Annotated in this window: 16 protein-coding genes and 2 pseudogenes; 5 read left to right on the top strand and 13 right to left on the bottom strand. The window is 59.2% G+C overall.

What is annotated here, in order from left to right; translation table 11 throughout:
• Window positions 1-126: 126 nt before the first annotated feature.
• Both ACVIGB_RS43830 and ACVIGB_RS43825 read right to left on the bottom strand, forming a co-directional pair.
• Window positions 127-1191, bottom strand: a complete 1065-nt coding sequence (locus tag ACVIGB_RS43830; RefSeq protein WP_456724644.1) for an IS110 family RNA-guided transposase — start codon at window positions 1189-1191, stop codon at window positions 127-129.
• A 512-nt stretch (window positions 1192-1703) separates the two neighbouring features.
• Window positions 1704-2790 (bottom strand): annotated as a pseudogene (locus tag ACVIGB_RS43825) (IS110 family RNA-guided transposase).
• A 160-nt stretch (window positions 2791-2950) separates the two neighbouring features.
• On the opposite strand from ACVIGB_RS43825, the gene ACVIGB_RS43820 reads away from it, so the two are divergent.
• On the top strand, window positions 2951-3223 hold the full coding sequence (locus ACVIGB_RS43820) for a hypothetical protein (protein ID WP_456724645.1): 273 nt from the start codon (window positions 2951-2953) through the stop codon (window positions 3221-3223).
• Window positions 3224-3368: 145 nt separating this feature from the next.
• Here the strand turns inward: ACVIGB_RS43820 and ACVIGB_RS43815 are convergent, their stop codons facing one another.
• The 3 genes from ACVIGB_RS43815 to ACVIGB_RS43805 form a co-directional block, all read right to left on the bottom strand.
• Window positions 3369-4058, bottom strand: coding sequence for a lytic transglycosylase domain-containing protein (locus tag ACVIGB_RS43815; RefSeq protein WP_456749325.1), 690 nt, complete (start codon window positions 4056-4058; stop codon window positions 3369-3371).
• Between the two features lie 191 nt (window positions 4059-4249).
• Window positions 4250-4762, bottom strand: a complete 513-nt coding sequence (locus ACVIGB_RS43810) for a S26 family signal peptidase (protein ID WP_456724646.1) — start codon at window positions 4760-4762, stop codon at window positions 4250-4252.
• On the bottom strand, window positions 4759-5223 hold the full coding sequence (locus ACVIGB_RS43805; protein ID WP_456724647.1) for a DUF2840 domain-containing protein: 465 nt from the start codon (window positions 5221-5223) through the stop codon (window positions 4759-4761). Before ACVIGB_RS43805 ends, ACVIGB_RS43810 begins: the two co-directional genes overlap by 4 nt.
• A gap of 158 nt (window positions 5224-5381) precedes the next feature.
• Between ACVIGB_RS43805 and ACVIGB_RS43800 the strand changes: the two genes are divergently transcribed.
• Window positions 5382-5738 (top strand): transposase, encoded by a 357-nt coding sequence (locus ACVIGB_RS43800; RefSeq protein WP_456749324.1) that lies wholly within the window; start codon window positions 5382-5384, stop codon window positions 5736-5738.
• Between the two features lie 75 nt (window positions 5739-5813).
• On the opposite strand, the gene ACVIGB_RS43795 is transcribed toward ACVIGB_RS43800, so the two are convergent.
• The 5 genes from ACVIGB_RS43795 to ACVIGB_RS43775 all read right to left on the bottom strand — a co-directional run bounded on the left by ACVIGB_RS43795 (window position 5814) and on the right by ACVIGB_RS43775 (window position 8377).
• Entirely contained in the window at window positions 5814-6092 is a 279-nt protein-coding gene (locus tag ACVIGB_RS43795) for a helix-turn-helix transcriptional regulator (protein WP_083992262.1), read from the bottom strand.
• Between the two features lie 400 nt (window positions 6093-6492).
• Complete coding sequence (locus ACVIGB_RS43790; protein ID WP_456724649.1) at window positions 6493-7086, bottom strand: hypothetical protein; 594 nt, start codon at window positions 7084-7086, stop codon at window positions 6493-6495.
• 39 nt (window positions 7087-7125) lie between these two features.
• Window positions 7126-7548 (bottom strand): hypothetical protein, encoded by a 423-nt coding sequence (locus ACVIGB_RS43785; RefSeq protein WP_456724650.1) that lies wholly within the window; start codon window positions 7546-7548, stop codon window positions 7126-7128.
• Window positions 7545-7814: a hypothetical protein gene (locus tag ACVIGB_RS43780; protein ID WP_456724651.1), complete on the bottom strand. Its 270-nt coding sequence runs from the start codon at window positions 7812-7814 to the stop codon at window positions 7545-7547. The genes ACVIGB_RS43785 and ACVIGB_RS43780 overlap by 4 nt, the downstream gene beginning before the upstream one ends.
• Window positions 7811-8377 carry a hypothetical protein gene (locus ACVIGB_RS43775; protein WP_456724652.1) on the bottom strand — a complete coding sequence of 189 codons (567 nt, stop codon included), beginning with the start codon at window positions 8375-8377 and terminating at the stop codon, window positions 7811-7813. Before ACVIGB_RS43775 ends, ACVIGB_RS43780 begins: the two co-directional genes overlap by 4 nt.
• Before the next feature lie 202 nt (window positions 8378-8579).
• Here ACVIGB_RS43775 and ACVIGB_RS43770 point away from each other — a divergent pair.
• A pseudogene (locus ACVIGB_RS43770) lies at window positions 8580-9012 on the top strand (transposase); the annotation flags it as partial.
• Window positions 9013-9334: 322 nt separating this feature from the next.
• Here ACVIGB_RS43770 and ACVIGB_RS43765 read toward each other — a convergent pair.
• Window positions 9335-11296 (bottom strand): putative bifunctional diguanylate cyclase/phosphodiesterase, encoded by a 1962-nt coding sequence (locus ACVIGB_RS43765; protein WP_456724653.1) that lies wholly within the window; start codon window positions 11294-11296, stop codon window positions 9335-9337.
• Window positions 11297-12076: 780 nt separating this feature from the next.
• The gene (locus ACVIGB_RS43760; RefSeq protein ID WP_128970849.1) at window positions 12077-12343 is read right to left on the bottom strand and encodes a DUF3551 domain-containing protein; all 267 of its coding nucleotides are present in this window, start codon (window positions 12341-12343) and stop codon (window positions 12077-12079) included.
• A 962-nt stretch (window positions 12344-13305) separates the two neighbouring features.
• Between ACVIGB_RS43760 and ACVIGB_RS43755 the strand changes: the two genes are divergently transcribed.
• The gene (locus ACVIGB_RS43755; protein WP_456724654.1) at window positions 13306-14004 is read left to right on the top strand and encodes an effector protein NopP; all 699 of its coding nucleotides are present in this window, start codon (window positions 13306-13308) and stop codon (window positions 14002-14004) included.
• Between the two features lie 1673 nt (window positions 14005-15677).
• A complete protein-coding gene (locus tag ACVIGB_RS43750; protein ID WP_456724655.1) occupies window positions 15678-17003 on the top strand; it encodes a DUF3422 family protein in 1326 nt (441 codons plus the stop codon).
• 137 nt (window positions 17004-17140) lie between these two features.
• Here the strand turns inward: ACVIGB_RS43750 and ACVIGB_RS43745 are convergent, their stop codons facing one another.
• Complete coding sequence (locus ACVIGB_RS43745) at window positions 17141-17464, bottom strand: DUF736 domain-containing protein (RefSeq protein WP_050401225.1); 324 nt, start codon at window positions 17462-17464, stop codon at window positions 17141-17143.
• Between the last annotated feature and the right edge of the window lie 253 nt (window positions 17465-17717).

The raw sequence follows: 17717 nt of genomic DNA, 5'->3' as shown, positions 1-17717 counted from the left end.
ATAGCGGACATTCCCGTTTCGCGGCCCCGCCAGGGGACGCTCACCGCGCGCGCGGATCTCTAGTCGTTACTCCTTCTCTCCATGCTGGCTGCAACACCAGCGCCACTCTTTTGCGTCCCGCTGCAACTACTGCGCAGATCTCAAACGAAGTCGTTGCGTGACCTTGGCGCCAAAGCCGACGTGGAAATCGGTCTCATTGACCCACATTCTGTGCAGGATGCCCGCGAGCTTGCGCGCGACCGCGACGATCGCGCACAGCATGCTGGACCGCTTGGCGATCCGCAGGCCCCAGGCCCGCAACGCGGACCATTTCCTGACCCGCAGCAGAAGGCTTGCGGCCGCCTCGCAGAGCGCCTCGCGAACCGCGACGTCGCCCTGCTTGGTAATTCGGCCTTCATAATCGATCGAGGTTCCAGACTGGTGTCGCCTTGGTGTCAGGCCAAAATGCGCGCCAACCGTTCGAGATCGCGCAAAACGGAGAGGGTCATCAACACCAACCTTGAACGAAAGAGCCGCAACGGGACCGACGCCGGGTACGGTCATTAGCCGGCGACAAATCGCATCATGTTGGACCACCTGCAGGAGCACCTTGTGCAATCGTTCGTAGCCCTCGAAGATTGCTCGGCGTACGTCCAACATAGCCTCAATCATCATGGAAAATACCGGATCGCTGTGCTCGATCAGCTCGTGGACCCGCGCTTCGTATTCCCCGCGGCCGACTGCGCCAACCATCAGACCGTACGCCCTCAGCGTGCCACGAATGTGGTTCTCAAGGTCGATCAGCTTGCGCTTGAGCAGCTTCCTGTTCGCCAGCAGCGAGCGCATTTTCTGCATCTCGATGTTCTTGACATGGACCGCTCGGTACCAGCCCAGCCGCATCATCTGCGCGATGCCGCGCGCATCGTTGCGGTCGGTCTTGTTGCGCATTGTCGATAGCGAAACGCGCATATAGCGCGCTTCCACGACAATCATCGGAAGCCCGGCTGGCTGCAATTCGCGATACAGCCAGATGCCTAGCGATGACGCCTCGACGCCCACTCTATCGAGGCGATCCGCGTAGCCGTCTACAGCGGAGCGGATCGCCTCTGGCTCCGTGCTGACCTTGACTTCGCGAACCGTGAGACCCTGGCCATCGACGATGCAAAGGCTGGTTTCTTCAAGACCGACATCCAATCGAACATACAGTTTCATTGGGGCTCTCCGTAGTGTGAACGACGTTCTAAGTCGTCGCACCAGGCTCCGGATTCGGCCACGATCGCGTTATCCCCGTGCACCGGTATCTCGAAGCCCGATTTGAAGAGCCTTCCTAATCGGTCGGGTGGTCGTGCTGTCGCTCTGATCTCAGCCATTCTCGCTTCCTTTCCTTTCTTCGACAAGGTCCTCTGCGCCACGCTGCAACGCGATGCGCCACCACAACAGCGAGTCCCGGTGCGCCGTGCACTCTTCCGCGCTCATCGACGGCAAAATGTCGCTGCAGCAAGGCAGCGCGGACGCCGTCGCGGCGCATCTTTCCATCGGCATGACGGAGCCACATCACAGGCACTCCGGCGTGGTCCACATTGCACCTCAGGTGCGTGGCCACAGGCAAGATAGCGTGCGTTCCGTCGTCGTTGATCTGCACCAGGTCTCTTCCGCTGTCGCGGAGCTCCGTGTTCAAGATGTTGCGCTCATCGGTTCATCGATCTGCCACCGGTTCGGGCTGGTCAGGCATGGGCACCGAGCAGTCTGCGGTCCTTGGCCGCATTGCGCGCGTCGATATCCGCCTCCGATGCCGACGGATCGCCGCAGTAGAATGTGCCGCCCGTCCACATCGCGTGCATGATCACGGCAAGCTTGCGGGCCACCGCAACGGTCGCCTTGCGGTGGCTCGAGCGTTTGGCGATCGCCATGCCCCAGGTCTTGATCCTGTCCTCGCGCTTGAAGCGGGTCAGCAGCGCGCTGGCCGCCTCATAGAGCGCCCGCCGCACGTCGGCATCGCCCGCCTCGCTGATCCGCCCCTGCACGTCGATCAAGCTGCCGGACTGCCAGCGCCGCGAGGTCAGGCCAAAATACGCCGCAACGTCGCGCGACCTCTTGAAGCGCGAGGGATCATCGACTGCGGTCATAAAACTCAGCGCCGCGACCGGGCCGACGCCAGAAACCGTCATCAGGCGCCGCCACACATCATCACACTGGACGACCTGGAGCAGCACACGGTGCAGCCAGTCGTACCCCTCCAGGATGGCGCGACGCACATCCAACATGGTCCCGATGGTCATTACGAAGATCGGATCGCTGCGCTCGAAAAGCTCGCGGACGCGGGCCTCAAAGGCGCCACGGGCGATCGTTCGAACGAGCAAAGCATAGGCCCGCAGCGCACCACGAATGTGGTTCTCGAGGTCGATTAGTTTGCGCTTGAGCAGCCTTCGGCTGGTGAGCAGCGTACACATCTTCTGCATGTCGATGTTCTTGACATGAACGGCGCGATACCAGCCCAACCGCATCATCCGCCCGATGCCACGCGTCATTCTGGTCGGTCTTGTTACGCATTGTCGACAGCGAAACGCACATGTGACGCGCTTCGACGACAATGATCGGGCGCCCGCTGTCTGCAGTTCGCGATGCAGCCAGGTGCCAAGCGATGACGCCTAGCCCCGCTCTCTCTAGGCGATCCGCGCAACCCTCTACTGCGGAAGGGATCGCAGCTGCCTCGATCATAATGTTGACCTCGCGAACGGCGAGACCCTCGCCATCGACGATGCAAAGAGTGGTCTCCACAAGACCAATGCCCGACCCAACGAAAAGCCGCATCGGAGCTGTCCTATGTGGCAACGACCAGCTAAGTCGTTGCACCGGGCTGTCGGATTCGCCCACACGGCGGCTATCCCTGTGCACCGGTTTCTCGAAGCCCGATTTGAAGGGCCGCTCTGCCATCAAGTTCCGTAGGCAATCGCAATAGTCATTTATTGCGATGACGTTGCCTGACGGTTCACAATTGCGATGCGGTGAGTCTAAAGAGGTGACGCGGTCTTCCCGCGATGAGTTGAATGCCAACCTGCTCTCCGAAGCCATTGCGGTGCTTCGCGAGATGGTCTCACGCGCGCGAGACGCCGCAGACGAGTCGTACGATGACGGCAATTCGGTTGATACTTGGAAGAGCGGGGAATTCCGCGCCGCGATCGAGCGCGCCGAAGCAGTGATCGCGAAGGCGGCAGCTGCCATGGCAGGGCCCCGCACAGAGTAGGAGCTGGCCGAGTCGACGCATTGCCGGCCGAGGCCGCTAGTCTCGTCAAGACGTGAAGTCCTGTGCAGCCCCCGGACGCACATGTCCTGCCTGCCCACTGCTCTCGCTCCTCCGCTGATTGCTTGCTGAAGCAAGCCATTGCTGGTCATCGTAATGCCCTCGAGTCCGATCGAGCTACAAAAACGCCAGTACGCCTGGGGGCCATCTGCGTAACATCGCGCGGCGAAATTGCGATCGTTGCGTAGTGCGAGAGCGCTGTCGGCCTTCGGCGGGCTTCCATCTGGTCAGCTTGCTCAACGAACAGCGTCGCAGCTGCTGATGACCTCCAGCTCGCGGCACACGACGGCGGCGGTTGCACGCTAAGCAAATTTGCAAGCTTTGCCACATATGCTCGCGTCTCGTCTGGCAAAGGGGCTCCCGCGAGATGTTCTTCATAGCGAGTTGGTCCCGCGTTGTACGCAGCAAAAACGCCGCGCGAACCGTAGCGGTCGAGCAGTTCACGGAGATACGCCGCGCCGGCCAGAATGTTGTCACGCGGATCGTACGGATCGCTTCCCAGATCATAGCGTTGGCGTAGTTCCGCCCAAGTCGCCGGCATGATCTGCATCAGTCCCATTGCGCCCTTGGGCGACCTAGCATGCATGTCTCCAGCAGTTTCGATGCTCAATACCGAGCATATCCACCGCGCCGGGATCGCAAAGCGTCGTGAGGCTTCTTCGATGAAGGCCGGAAGCGTGTAGTTGGTTCGACAGATCGCTGGGAGCGCGGCGGACCCGTTTTGGGCTAGAGCGGTAGTGTCCGATGCGGTCAGAGCAAGCAGCAGCGACACGACCACCCAAACAGGCACACCTGACCGAGCCAAGTCTGCTATCGTGCTCGCGCCCGTGAGGCGTAAAGCCGCTTCGCGCGGATCATTTGGACCACCGCTGCGCCCGCCAGGCTTGCGAACGTCGGCTGGGACTGAGGAATGGTCCCGCAACCGATCCAACCGAGGAATGGCGGGATAAACACGTAGAACACGCACGGTCACTCCTCCCAGGTCCAGACCGGGAGCGCACAGCCAATCACCGCCGACGCCGGAAGAAAGCCAAAATATCGGCCGTCCATGGAGTCGTCCGACTGCCAATTCATGAGAAAGAGCTCGCCCTCGCCGACGACGCGGCAGCCCTGCCATTTGGGCAGCGGCCGGCCGCGTCCGTCGCGGTCCTTCGCCTCGCCCACCGCAACATCATCCACCGAAATCGTGAGCCCGCTTCTGCAGACCGTCTGCCCGGGCAGTGCCAAGACCCGCTTTAGCATGGGGATCCCGACCGGCAGATAGCCGTTCAAATCGAGGAGGGTCGCAAGCGGCTCCGGCGGCTGAACGGCGACCAGCTCGGTGACATGGAAGCGCTTCGTCGGTCGTATGCTGTAGAGACCGATTGGCACGCTTGCCGATGCATTCCAAATGTAGAGTGGAAGTGGCGGCAGGACGATCGTCGCGATGAGCGCGGCAGCCACCGCAAACGTCGTGGTCAGCGTCATCAGGCGGCTCGTCATCGCATCACTCTGCGACGATGGAGCCAGGCCTGGTGGCGTGTTTTGGTGTATGGACGCGGGTTTTCGTTGACGGACAGACGGTTATGAACGTGATGCCAATGATCGGGTGCGACGTCAGCCGGATCGATTCCAAGCGCCTCGACGGCATCGATCATCTGCAACACGCGCTCGACCTTCGGCCAGCCAGAGAGCCGCAGCACGATCTCTCCGCCGGGCCTCACATAGGGGACGGTCGAGCAGCGCTGTCCCGGTGCGACCGCGCGCAAGATGTCGATCCGCGAGATGATCGTGCCAAAGTCGTTGGATGTCCAACGGACGAAGGCAAAGATGCTGCCCGGTGCAAATGATAGGACACGCCGGTGACGATCAAGCTTTCGTTCCTTGACAACACGACCGAACCGAATGCGGTTTTCGATACGCTTCTCGAGCCACAAGACTTCCACTTCCGTGAGATCGTTCATGCCGCCGCGCCCTGACGCTCGAATCGGGAACGGTTTGATTTGGGCTGAGCGAGGCGCGTGGGCCTCTTCTGAAGGTGAGCAGGCCTGGCGGCCTGACGTTGCCAGTCAGTTCCCATGAATATTGAGGCCTGGTCCGCCAGGAAGAAGCCCAAGTATTTATGGCTAGCAGCAGTACTGGGTTGTGCCCCCTTGCATGCCACGCTACGGCGACGTTGCCGCGCAACGATTCGCGGCTGGAGCGCGCCGCGCATTCCAGCCGTCGGCGACGAAGTCGAAGGATGGACTTGCACGCAGGGTTCGACGGGTCGCTGGATCCGAGACGATCTAGGAAATCGACCAACATCCGGGCCGATTTCGGATTGGCGCCACGGCGCCATCAATCCGGACAAACCGGTCGCATCGGGAGCATCCCCAATTGCGGCGACGAACTGACGCGGGCTATGCAGCACAAGGCGGCCACCACGATCCTGACGAGCATTCCCGACAATTTCAAGCCGGGTCTCGGGAGCCCGTAGCTCGCCGGGAACAAGGATCTGAAGTGCGCCGCGACACCGGCGGCGGTGCGCTGAGGATTTGCTAACGGACATGGCCTAGCGCCGCTCTTTGCCCGCATAGGGAATTGGAGCACGCCGTTTTGCGGGCAGTACGGTGCCGACACCAGGATCCGAGGTTGACTTCTTCTTGCCGAGTTTGGCCCATGCAGTCAGGTCAGCTACTGAATAGACCACGCGTCCGCCAATCTTGTGATACTCGGGACCGGTTCCGTAGGTTCGGTGTTTCTCCAAGGTGCGGCCGGACAAACTCAAGAAGCGCGCGGCTTCGGACGTGCGTAAGTAACGCGGCGGTTTATCCGTGTTCGGATCGGACATTTGAAAAGCTCCGTGCTCCTTGGGAGCGCGTACGAGGTTCGCCGCGCGTCGACTGCCACGATCGCGGAGTAGAGGTGCTTAGGGGGATGCCGAAGATGATGCGGTGATTTTCGATACCCCATCGAAGGCACTCGCCGCAGAAGCCTTTCAATGGCCGCCGATCTGTCAGAGCGAGGCTCCGCCCCCTCGGATCATGCGATTGCGAGGAACCGTGTCTTCTGAGCGCGGTCGGAATGCGTTTTGTCGAGCAGTGCTCCGGCGATGATTCGATGGACGCCATCGGGCAGCAATGCGCGGCGGGCGCTCGGACATCCGCGACCCGTTGCGGAGGGCGAGCTGCCGCTATGGGAGCGTCTACCGTCTGACCGTTATTCGGCGAAGTGGGCCTCGACGTGCGCTTTCAAAATCGATGGATATCCGATCTGAAGGGTGCTTCGATCATCGCCTTCAGCTGCGATCGCCACATCGTCCCTTGCAAGAACATGGCTTGCTCTCCCGCCGACAACTCCGCCCAAAACCCGTCGATTGCGGCAACAAATGATTTGCCTGACTCTGCTGTGATTTTGTTTACCTCAGCCGGAATGAATTCCCTCGCTCGGAAGCTTCGTGGCAGTCGGTTCCGGGCAGGACTCCTGACGATTTCGTCAAACGGAACGTCACCCATCGGATTGGCCAGCGTATGGGGCTTGGTGAACCAATGGACCGCGCCGTTTTGCTCGCGGCTTCCTAACAAGCAATCGTCAGCGTGCAGAACGAGCGCCGTCCCTGTGTTCGGTATATGGGCGAGCACGTAGCACGCGCTGTCCCGCGGAAATCGCCGAGATAAACTGAGATGAGTGCGGCGCAATTGCGCGCTGAGGCATTCTGCCGTTGCGGCTTGGTTTGTCGCGACGTACCAGTCTACATCGCGGATAATCTGGCGAGCAAGGTCACCGCTTGTCGGGCCAGAGGTTGAACTGTCGAGAAGGAGACATGACACGGCATCGGCGCGCACTCCGACTCCTCGCGGCTATCGCGCGTCCTCTTTCCTTGCTCACTGCGCCAGTTGATCTCCATTCCCCTCTCGCTCGCCAGCATCGCTCTGGCTTATGGCGACAAACCGCTCTCGCACAATATCGACCCGGCCTTCAGGTCCCTTGATATTGCCATCGAGAAAATAATCAAAATCCTCATGACCTAAGAGCGCTTTGAACTTCTCTGCAATGTAGCAACGAATATCATCGTCTGCGTTTTGGATTTCAGCCACGAGTTCCTCTCGACCGTCAACGACGAGAAGGATGTCCTCGATGTCACGGCTGCCTAAGAGATCATCGTTGCCGCGGCCGAGATATGCTTCCAACTTTGTCGCCACGAACAGTTCGGGCGTTTCGATGCCTTTGGCGTACCAGCGATTGCTAAAGCCGAGAATGCTTTGATCATCCGGCATGAAATCGACTTGGAGGTCGCCGAGCCTCATGCGCAAATGACCTCGTCTTCGGGAGATTCCACGACCCCTTTCTGACGCAACTGGTCTTGCAGTTGAGCCCATTGCGCATGTCCAACGAGATCAACGATGAGATCCACGTCATCGGTTGCCCGAACCCCTTCGAGCACGATCTCATCAGTAATGAAAAGGGCTGTTGTGCAACCGCCGACAAACACGAGCCGCTGGCGCAGTTCGTCTCCCAGAGACTGCGCGACCGTTTCCAACATGTGAAGCAATTGGCCTTTGATGGTGGTCATTTCTTGAGAAGCCTTTCCGATAGACGCTCGGCCGCGAGCCCAGCCTCCCTTTGATTTCCAAGCCTGACACCATCAATAAGGGCGAGATACTCATACAGGCGATCGTCTTTTTGGATGGCTTGTGGCACGCTTCTGAACAGCGGGTCTACCGCCTGCCCCATGTCTTTGCCTTTGGCGTACGGCCAAACGTAGATGTACTCGCCAGCGCTGATCAGAAGGTTCTTGAGTGGGGCGGCCGCAAAGGCGGTGGGGATGCCCCGGGTCATCGCACCCGGTTTTGCCGGGAAAACGAACTTTAGTCCGTGCACGACGAAATTATAGAGATTGCGGCGGTTGGGCTTGGCCTGACCGGATTCCCGATCTTTGACTGCAAGTCCCGACGAAACGCTCCGCTTGATCGAGGCATTAACCTCTGTCTTGCTGATACCCAGGGCCGATTCCAACCCGCGTACTGAGTACGGGTCATCGTGATGGGCAACCTCTCCGGGATGCGCATCGTCCTCATTTTTGGCCTGCTCGAGGCTCACGAGCTTCAACAATATAACAAGGTCTTGACTTTTCATGTAAATTCGCCGTCGTCCGCTGTCCTAGGACTGCGGACAGTCAACCACAGAGCGGTCGTTTCGATCAAGAATAGAATGTACCGCCCTGTGGCGCTATGAACGACGGGAGGCCTATTTCAACTAATAGTGGCACCTTTGATCATTAGCGACTTCAAATTGTTGATACTTCAAGCCTGCTCTTGCTGACCAGCCGAGTTCGTATAAGCGCCACGTGCCAGATATTCTATCGATCGCGGCCGAAGACATGCTGGCCACCAAGTGGAAAACTGCGAGTTGAGCAGCGGGACCAAAGGTCGGTTGAAAGCCCGATTCGCTGCTGTCCGTGTGCGCACCGCCGACGAACCTCCTCAGCGAATATGGGAAAAGGGTCAACAGCATCTGCCAGGCGACGAAGCTTGGCTCATCGACCAGCAACGCGCGTCCGGTGACAAAAATACTATCGCGCCAACCTGCCCGCCGCGACAGATCTGCGGACACTAGCCGCCACCATCAAGGCACGATGGATTTGCGAACAGGCCCATCAGCAGCTGAAAGAAGAACTCAAACTTGATCACTTCGAGGGACGATCCTGGCAAGGTCTTCATCGCCACGCGCTGATGACCATGATCGCCTATCTGCACGGAATCCCTCGTTGACGTTCAACGAAGTTGACTTGAAACGGCTGGCGAGTTCATCAAGTCCGAATGGCTTGCGAATGATCAGGTTGTCTGCAACGACCTCTGCACCGGAAGGGTCGACCGCGTGATGTTCGTGGCATCGCTCTAATCAGACAATACTAATCCACAGTCAAAATGGGGGAGCCTTGATCAGCGCTGCTTGCACAGCAATTCGTGGGGTGATGCGGCCGGCGCTGCAGTGCTTCGCAAATCTTCGAGAATACTACAGCAGGCCAAGCGTCTACTCCACCTCGGGATGCGGATGTTCACCACTATCGGCATAACGCAGCGACCACGTCATTCAAGCGGCGGGCGTCGACCATTGCTTGTCTTGATGGAGCAGAGCGAAAATGTGATCCTCCGCGACCGGTCGACCGATGAGATATCCTTGCACTTCATCACAATTGGTTTGACGCAGATAGTCGAGTTGCTCGGTTGTTTCGACGCCTTCGGCGACCACGCCGATCCGCAGGTCCCGCGTCAGTGCGATGATCGATTTTACGATCGCCGCACTATCCGGTCGCCTCAGCATGTCCCGTATGAAAGACTGATCGATCTTGATGCGAGTGTAAGGCAGTTTCAGCAAATAAGTCAGCGACGAATATCCCGTTCCGAAATCGTCAAGTGCCACCGTCACTCCCAATTGCAGGAGTGACGTCAGGATCGATGACGCCGGCGCGTACTTCGAGATCAGCATCGACTCGGTTATTTCGATTTCGAGACGATGAGGAGCAACTTTGGCTTGGGAGAGAGCCTGCACGATTGTCTGCAGGATGCTGGTGTTATGGAATTGGGCCGCCGAGAAATTCACGGCGACCCTGAGGTCCGACGGCCAGTTCGATAGCGTCGCGCAGGCGCGTCGGACCACCCACTCACCGATTCCGTGGATCAGTCCGGTTTCTTCGGCGATTGGGATGAACTCGGTCGGGGAAATTATTCCACGGACGGGATGCCGCCAGCGGAGCAACGCCTCAAAGCCGGTGACCCGGTTCGCGTGAATATCAAAGAACGGTTGGTAGAGGAGGAACAGTTCGTCTCTGTCGATTGCGAGCTCCAGATCCCGCTGCAGCGCCCTGCGCTCGTGCGCTGATTTGTCGTCGTTGATCTCAAAGAAGCAGATCGTTCCCGGCCCCGCTTGCTTGGCACGATAGAGCGCAATGTCGGCATTCCTCAGGAGCACATGAGGTACGTCGCCGTCGCGCGGGGCCACTGCGATGCCGACGCTGGTCGCCCCCGCGATCTCGCATTTTTCGATCGCGAATGGTTCGGCGAAGGCGCCGACAAACCGCTCGGCGACTTCCAAGGCGTCCTCCACCTTGGTCAGATTGGTCATAACAAGCGCAAATTCATCGCCGCCGATGCGCGCAACGGTATCGGTCTGCCGTACGCATCGCTGTAGTCTCACCGCCGCCTGCACGAGAAATTCATCGCCAGCGAGGTGGCCGAATTTGTCGTTCACGTCCTTGAAGCGATCGAGGTCGAGAAGAAGAACCGCGAATTCCTCGCCCGTGCGGGCGAGCCTGTTGAGGGCACCTTCTAGGCTCTCATTGAAGGCAAAACGGTTCGGAAGTTGGGTCAGGGTATCCCGTCGGCCCCTCCTTTCGGCCTCCAGTTGAGCAATGGCGCGTCTGGTAAATTCGAAGGAATGGGCGAAAACGCCGCGCAGGAGCACGAAGCCATAGGCCACGACCAGGATAGCGACGAGCAGATAGGCGAAATCGTCGTTTCTGCCGAGGCAAATTGCCGTACCCACAAAGATCGGAGCCGTGAACGCAACTGCCGCCACCGGAATCGTGGCGAAGGCGAATGCGCCACCTGCAAGCATTCCTGAGCAGAGACATGTAATGACGAGCTGCCCGCCATTGGAGGCGTTCGCGAAGAAAGCCACCGGCACAATTGCCCAGGCGGTTCCGAGAACCAGCGCATTCCGTACCAGCCGGTGCATGGCCTGGCGCGACACGAACTGAGGCTTCGTCATCAGTCGTGATGAACGCGCTTTCAGGCCTATCGATAGCGCGCCGCAGACGACAGTCGCCGCCCAGATCAGGGCAAAGTTTCTGTCGGCCGAATGCCAAAGCGCAATTGCGAGCACGGTCGCATTGCAGGCGTTGGCCAGCATGATGCCCAGCGAATAGCCAAGCACGAGGGAGATCTGCTCGGCACGAATGTATCCTGCAACCGCTTCATCGGTGACCGGCCCGCCAAATGCCGCCAAATCTCCGGCTAGGAGCTTCGAAAGCCAGGAGTTCAGATATGCCCTCATTCCGGGACCCTGCAGGACTGGTTGTAGCGTTGGCGCCAGCTCTGGAAGGTCGCGGCAAATCTTTGACAAAAGATAAACTCTTGATTGTACCAACCGCCTCGCGACACCTCACGGCGCGCCGGATTCATTGTTGAGGCTTGGACCGGTTAAAATTGAAGACGAACTCCGTTCGTTTCGTACAGAACCATTGTTTTATCGGATCGCAAATCAGAGCTTACTCGCATGCGGAAAGCCTCAGCACCGCCGAATAGAACGGCTGGGTGCGAGATCGATCGGGCCCGACGAAGGGATGGCGGCCGCGCGCATTCCGCGGTTGGGGCGCGTGCTCCGACGACTTTCTCTTTGCGTGCCTGGCGGTTCGCTGTCCTGCTGCACGGCACGCCAGCCACTAAAAGGGGCGATCTTTCGGCAAAGGAGCCAACGATTTTCAGCGTGTCAAAATCGCACTGCAGCTCTCTTACCCTGGGGCGCAACCTGCCGGCAGACCGCAATCTGCGCTGATTGCCGCGCTGGTGTTTGGCGGGCCTCACGACTGGCATGCCAATCAATAAAAACAAGTTGCCGCCAGCACGCGAGATCTCAGCCCTGAGTTTCGATGGCCATGCGGCGATCAATCCTCCGGGCTACAGGTCGGATCACGTCGCAGCCACAGGAAGCGGCGCAAGGTATCGTTGATGATATCCTCTCCGCGCTCGGCACAATGCGCGCTGCAATCGAGCAGCCGACGACCGACGCGCCCTTGGCGCGGCTGAGTTGACGCAGATTGGAAAAGGACCGCCATCAGCGCGGGCGCCACCCATGCTCGAAAGCATAGGTGGGATTGATAGCGCAATGTGCGTACGTGCCCGATGCAGTGGCCTGGCACTGTCTATAGGTTGAGAACTGGCAATTGCCTGGATAGCCCCAGCTGCGCCCTTGCAGACAGTAAAGGTCTGGCGGGGGCGGCGCTATGTGCTTCGCGCGGTTTCGTGCGGCTGCGGTCGCTCCCGATGCGAGGCCGACCAGGACGGAAAAGGTGACAACAACTATGAACGGAAGGAACCGCATACGGTCTTTTGACCCCCGCCATGGATTCTTTCCGATAGCACGATCAACCTCAGAACAACCTGTTTGCGTCAACAGACCGCGCAGCGACCAGTGTAGTCTAGCCCGACGGGCAATGAGTCAAAGCGCGATGTCTGCACGAAACGTACGAACCGCACCTGTGATCGCTTACCCGCCGAGCGGACGCCTTCATGGAACTCTGCGCAGGTCTCCCCAGCCGATTGCGTCCTAACGCCACATCGTAGGTGCACTGGCCAATGCCGCCGGCCAATTTTCCTGAGAGCATCGACCGACGTCTCTCCGCGGCTGGCGGCTTCCAGGAGTTTGCAGGCGACATGAGTTCGAGCGCCATTCTCGTGACGCGATACATCTTCGCACACTTCGTCCAGAACCGCTCGCAACAGGGCAGCCAATTCGGAATCGACCATACGAAATGCCCTCAATCCCTCGACAATGATCATGTGTCAGCGTGTATCGGGATAGATATCAGGTTGAGTGAACCTCAGGGCCGGTCTACGCTTTCGTTCACTCCTGTAGGGCTTAGCGCAATAGTATAACGAGTATAGGACGAGCACCGACGCAAGTCACCGGGCTTCCACTTGCACCGCTGATGCCGCCGACGGTTTGCGCGAAAGCGCGGACCAGTCGCCCGGCACCCGCGCGTCAGCTTTTTGACAGCTTGGCCGTCTAACATTCTTCAGCCTGAACTCCATGCGACAAAAATGTCGCCGACAAGAGTACGACTTGCGATGCATAACCGGACTATCAGCACGTCGGGTATCGAATCCCTCTCGCATGCACAGGATGTTGATGAAATCAGGCACTCAGCAAACAGTGACATGCAACCTGATACAGATACCCAGAGGTTTGCGGACGTGCTTGCAGGCATTCAGTCGACACCGAATTCGAACGCTAGTTCGTCTTCGGCGGTAGCACCGTCGTACTCCCTAGTTCGCCGAACTCCTGTGATTGAGATCACAAGGTTTCAATACAAGCAAAAAATGGAGGATTTTCATGGCGCTGAAATCAAGCATATCGCGGCGAACCCACAAGAGTACTCGCCTTTCGTGTCCTCAAAAGCTGCGCGCACAGCAAGTCTGGCTGAGGGCACCGGTACGGCCAGAAGACATACCGACGACGCCCGATATTTTAGCTATGAGTTGGGCAACGAAAGCGTCGGGCTTCTAAGAACAGAATCCGGATTTCGCATGAGTGAGGTGTTCGAAGGCGAAAAGTGGCGGGAACTGTTTCCCGGGCGAACTGACATCACGTCCACCACAGTTCTTCGGGTTACTCATCCGCTCGTCGACAACGCAGGTGATATTCTGCTGGAACATCAGCTTCGGCTCGATGGCGAACGACCATTGATCAATTCCACTCCAGTCAGCCTAGAAGCGCAATCCCGTCTCGCGGCGATGGGTTTTGTTGAGGTGGATCAAGCGAACATGGTTCTTGACCCTGCCCAGCATCCCGAAAAGTGGACTAAGAATGGTGACGGTGAATGGCAGCGCGCAGATAAACCTGCACTGTATCTTTCTAAAGCTCGGGACACCAAGGACAGCGATGCCGAGAGTGTAACAAGCATCTCGACCGATTCGTGCGACAATAACGTTGATGTAGACAAACTCACTGAAGCGCTCGACGAGCTCCTCGCCGAACAATAGGCGGTTTGTCCAATGCTCCCGGCAGCAGCCATTCTGCTTCCAGAGCTGGCTGCCATAGACCCATTGCTGAAGGTAATTGGCTTCTTGCGAACTTTGACGAACGCCGACCCAAATTGTGGGCGCGGCTGCAGAGAAGCCAACGTGTATCACACTTCGTCGGGACTCTTCCTCCGGAGTCGACTTTTTTGCCGAACGCATAGTCCGGCAAGGTGCTGTCTCTTACGAACGTTTCAACTCGTGTGTCTGAGTTCCCGCCGCCGGGCCAGCCAGTCGTTCTTGATTACGAAACGTTCTCGGTCGGGCGCTTAGCCGGCTAACCTCCAGCACCGGTTGTAGGCCGATGACTTCGCATTGGTCGGTCGAGGTACAGCCGTCCTTCGGGCAGATCCATCGATCGAAGAGGTCGTTTCGTGCGCTCGATCCAAACAGAGCTGACATCAAGGACAACGCGGCGATGCCGAGTCCCGCTGAGAAGCCGGCCCAACGAATTCAGTGGTGATTGGCTCCTTGTGCTGCCAGGCGCATATTTCCGATTCCGCGATCACGCCCTCGGCCCCACGCCCCGCTCACGATAGTCGCCGGCCGTATCTGTGGTCCGCCGCGATTTGGTCGATCGCTCACAACAATCGCCACGTATCTGCCTCCCTGCGACATTCAAGCCGCGATGCTTGCGCTGCTCTGAGTGACGCATCAAAGACGAGGACGGCGAGAGCTCCAGCTGCGTGATCCTGTCAACCTCACTCGACGTGACGTTATCAGCCCATCGCCGAACCCTTGCCCCGCGGGTCCGGGCGCGGTCACTCGCAGGGCTCCGCATCGACAAATCCGGCCAGAGCGTGGCCACTCAAACAATGGCAGCGGCCGGGCGAGCGATCACCTGGCCGAAAACACGCAATTCCCTGCGGCCTGTGCCACGTGCGCATTCTGTCGGAATACAAGCGCGCTTCATGTCTGAAACCCGCCTCCGACTGTCTTCGAAAGCCACATTGCGTAAAAACGACGCGGGAGCGCCCCTTGAATAGTGCTGGCCCAAATCCTGCACCGGCTCTCTGCGCCAGGAAGTTTAACGACGGCAACAAGATGGGAGTCGCGTTTGGGCCTCGATCCGTCAATCGAAAATGCGGTTGCCGCACCCGAGGTCGTTTGTCTGCACCACGCTGGGAGAACGCAAGACGTTGCTGCTTGCCACGACCTCGCGCGGCATCGGTCATGCGACCGGGAAACTGCTTTCAGGAGAGGGCCGGCGCATCTTCACTCGCACGCGGCACCCCTTCGGTGGCAGGCGATGTCGGTGGGATTCCGAGACAGACAACCCTGCCCGCGTAAATCCAAGCATTCGTCGGTCGGTGCGGCGGGCCACCGACAAGGTCGCGGAACGGCTTGCTGGCGCACCGCTACACTTATTGAGCCGCGACGCCGGCATTTCGTCATAGACACCGGACCGTACCCGGCAGATGCCGTTGATGGCTTCATTCGAAAGCTGGATGAGGCTGCTCCATGTCAATCTCCTCCTCCCGCAAGACCTCTTTCCCGAGTTCAAGGCGGCCTCGGTAATGATCGTCGACATGGCTTGATCAGCAACCTGGCCGCGTGGAACCGTTTCCCAGCACCGCCATTGCCTCCCGCGTCAAGGCTGACGGTTGCCTGCTCACCCTGAAGCAAGGCGTCAATACATGATCGATGAACTGGATCTGCGAACCTTCACGCCACATCCGCAACGCGACGCTGTGCTCGGCGAAGTGCACGCGCGCCCTTTCACGCGCCTTGTTTCGCCCTTCAGCGTGATCCACTTCGCTTTTCTTGCACAGGGCGAGGCGGCCACGAGCGATCGCTGTCGTTTTATCGATTTTTGCCTCGAGCGCAATCTTACGCCGCCTGAGCAATCGGCGAAACTTCATCAGATTGTCATCGGGCCCGCTACGCTACGCTGGGAGCAGCATTCGGAATTCACAACGTTCACCTGGATCTGGACTAACGCAAATTGTTCTGCCGCAGACCAATTTGACAAAGTTGATGGTACCGTCCGATCGCTGATCCGCGCGTTGCGTCAGACCGGACAGTTGCTGGTCGCGATCAGGCTGGAAGTGGAGCAGGACGCCTCGCCGACCAGGCGGGCCGAACAGATTTTTGACAAGAACAGCCTGGCCATGGTTGCCACAAAGAACGGCGCAGGCGTTGCGGCCTCAGACTTCCGCGTAGACGAAAAAGGTTTCACGAAAATCCTCGTCTGTGACCTCGGGTTGACATCGCACGATCTCGGCGCGCTGGTGCAACGGCTCCTGGAAATCGAGACCTACCGTCCATTGGCGCTCCTTGGCCTGTCGGTGGCCCTTGAGCTTGCACCATCTGTTGATCGGATCGACCGCCGTCTTGTTGAGGCACTCGAGAAAATGCAAAGCGGTGAAGGGCTGCAGTTCAACAACCATCTGCTTGCCGAGCTGACGGCGCTGGCCGCATCCTTCGAAAGAGGCGCGACCGGCAGCCTGTTTCGCTTCGGCGCCAGCAGGGCCTATAACGAGCTGGTCCAATCGCGACTGTCCATCATTGAAGGCAACGATGTCTCGGGCTATCCGACCTGGTCGTCGTTTCTGGCGCGCCGCATGGCGCCGGCGATGCGAACCTGCGCGACCGTGGAGGATCGTCAGGCGACTCTCTCGGTCAAGCTCGCGCGTGCCGCCGATCTGTTGCGAACTCGGGTCGACGTCGAAATCGAACGACAGAATCGCGACCTGTTGCAGGCCATCAACGAGCGCGCGAGACAGCAACTTCGGCTGCAATGCACGGTCGAAGGATTGTCGGTCGGGGCGATAGGATATTATGTGGTCAGCCTGTTTAGCTATCTTGCCAAGGGCGCGCATGATGTCGGACTGCGAGTAGAGCCCTCGTTCCTGACCGCAGCCTTCGTGCCGATCGCGGTCGGCGTCATCTGGCTGGTGAGTTATAATGTCCGAAAGCGACACCTCAAGCACGACGACGCGCCCTCACTTAATTGCGACTAGAGCTCCTCGAGGGACTCGGTGCGTCCGTCCGGCGAAGCTCGCATGGTGGTGGTGCGACACTGCCGCAAGATCGCGGCCGTCTCCTGCGCAGGGTAATGCCCCGCCCGGACCAGCCGGGCGAGGCATCGTGGATCGGGTCAGTCGCCGTTGCGACGGCTGGGACGGGACCAGATCAGGCTGAAGCCCTCGCCTTCCTCGTCGGCGAAGAGGTTGGCGAAGATCGGAGCGGTGAAGCTCGGATCGTCGAGCTTGAGGCTCAGATAGTCGCGACCCTCGTTGGAGCGCTTGGACCAGCCGGCCCCGATCTCGGCCCGGCCCACGTAGATGCGGTGGCTCGGAGCGTTGTCGTTGGAGCGGTTGGTCTCGGCGACGATACGGACGCCCTTGGCTTGCAGGCTCAGGGTGACAATCTCGCCCTGGAAATCGTTGCCCACCTTCTTGAAAGTACCGATGTTAGCCATGTCACTTCTCCTGTTGTATTTCGAGCCCGCGACCACCGCGGCCTCGATGGCGATCTAAAGGCCGAGGACGATCGGCGACGCACCCCTTGCGGGCCGGAGCGCAGCGGAGGACGCCGTTGTGGCGACTTTCTTGGCTCGCGAGGAATGGGCGAAGCCCAGGGGAAGAAAGTCGCATCAACGGCGTTGCGGCTCAGACGATCGAGGCGGAGCCGGTCCTCGGCCAGATCAAGCCATCTAAGAGGCCACGTGCGTC

The organism is Bradyrhizobium sp. USDA 4341, assembly GCF_054063755.1.
This window is presented reverse-complemented; position numbering and strand designations above follow the sequence as displayed.

Coding starts and splice junctions, on each gene's coding strand:
- ACVIGB_RS43785 (WP_456724650.1), bottom strand. CDS start 7,548: ATGAGGCTCGGCGACCTCCAAGTCGATTTCATGCCGGATGATCAAAGC.
- ACVIGB_RS43750 (WP_456724655.1), top strand. CDS start 15,678: ATGATCGATGAACTGGATCTGCGAACCTTCACGCCACATCCGCAACGC.
- ACVIGB_RS43800 (WP_456749324.1), top strand. CDS start 5,382: ATGGCTAGCAGCAGTACTGGGTTGTGCCCCCTTGCATGCCACGCTACG.
- ACVIGB_RS43820 (WP_456724645.1), top strand. CDS start 2,951: ATGACGTTGCCTGACGGTTCACAATTGCGATGCGGTGAGTCTAAAGAG.
- ACVIGB_RS43780 (WP_456724651.1), bottom strand. CDS start 7,814: ATGACCACCATCAAAGGCCAATTGCTTCACATGTTGGAAACGGTCGCG.
- ACVIGB_RS43795 (WP_083992262.1), bottom strand. CDS start 6,092: ATGTCCGATCCGAACACGGATAAACCGCCGCGTTACTTACGCACGTCC.
- ACVIGB_RS43760 (WP_128970849.1), bottom strand. CDS start 12,343: ATGCGGTTCCTTCCGTTCATAGTTGTTGTCACCTTTTCCGTCCTGGTC.
- ACVIGB_RS43765 (WP_456724653.1), bottom strand. CDS start 11,296: ATGAGGGCATATCTGAACTCCTGGCTTTCGAAGCTCCTAGCCGGAGAT.
- ACVIGB_RS43805 (WP_456724647.1), bottom strand. CDS start 5,223: ATGAACGATCTCACGGAAGTGGAAGTCTTGTGGCTCGAGAAGCGTATC.
- ACVIGB_RS43775 (WP_456724652.1), bottom strand. CDS start 8,377: ATGAAAAGTCAAGACCTTGTTATATTGTTGAAGCTCGTGAGCCTCGAG.
- ACVIGB_RS43745 (WP_050401225.1), bottom strand. CDS start 17,464: ATGGCTAACATCGGTACTTTCAAGAAGGTGGGCAACGATTTCCAGGGC.
- ACVIGB_RS43830 (WP_456724644.1), bottom strand. CDS start 1,191: ATGAAACTGTATGTTCGATTGGATGTCGGTCTTGAAGAAACCAGCCTT.
- ACVIGB_RS43810 (WP_456724646.1), bottom strand. CDS start 4,762: ATGACGAGCCGCCTGATGACGCTGACCACGACGTTTGCGGTGGCTGCC.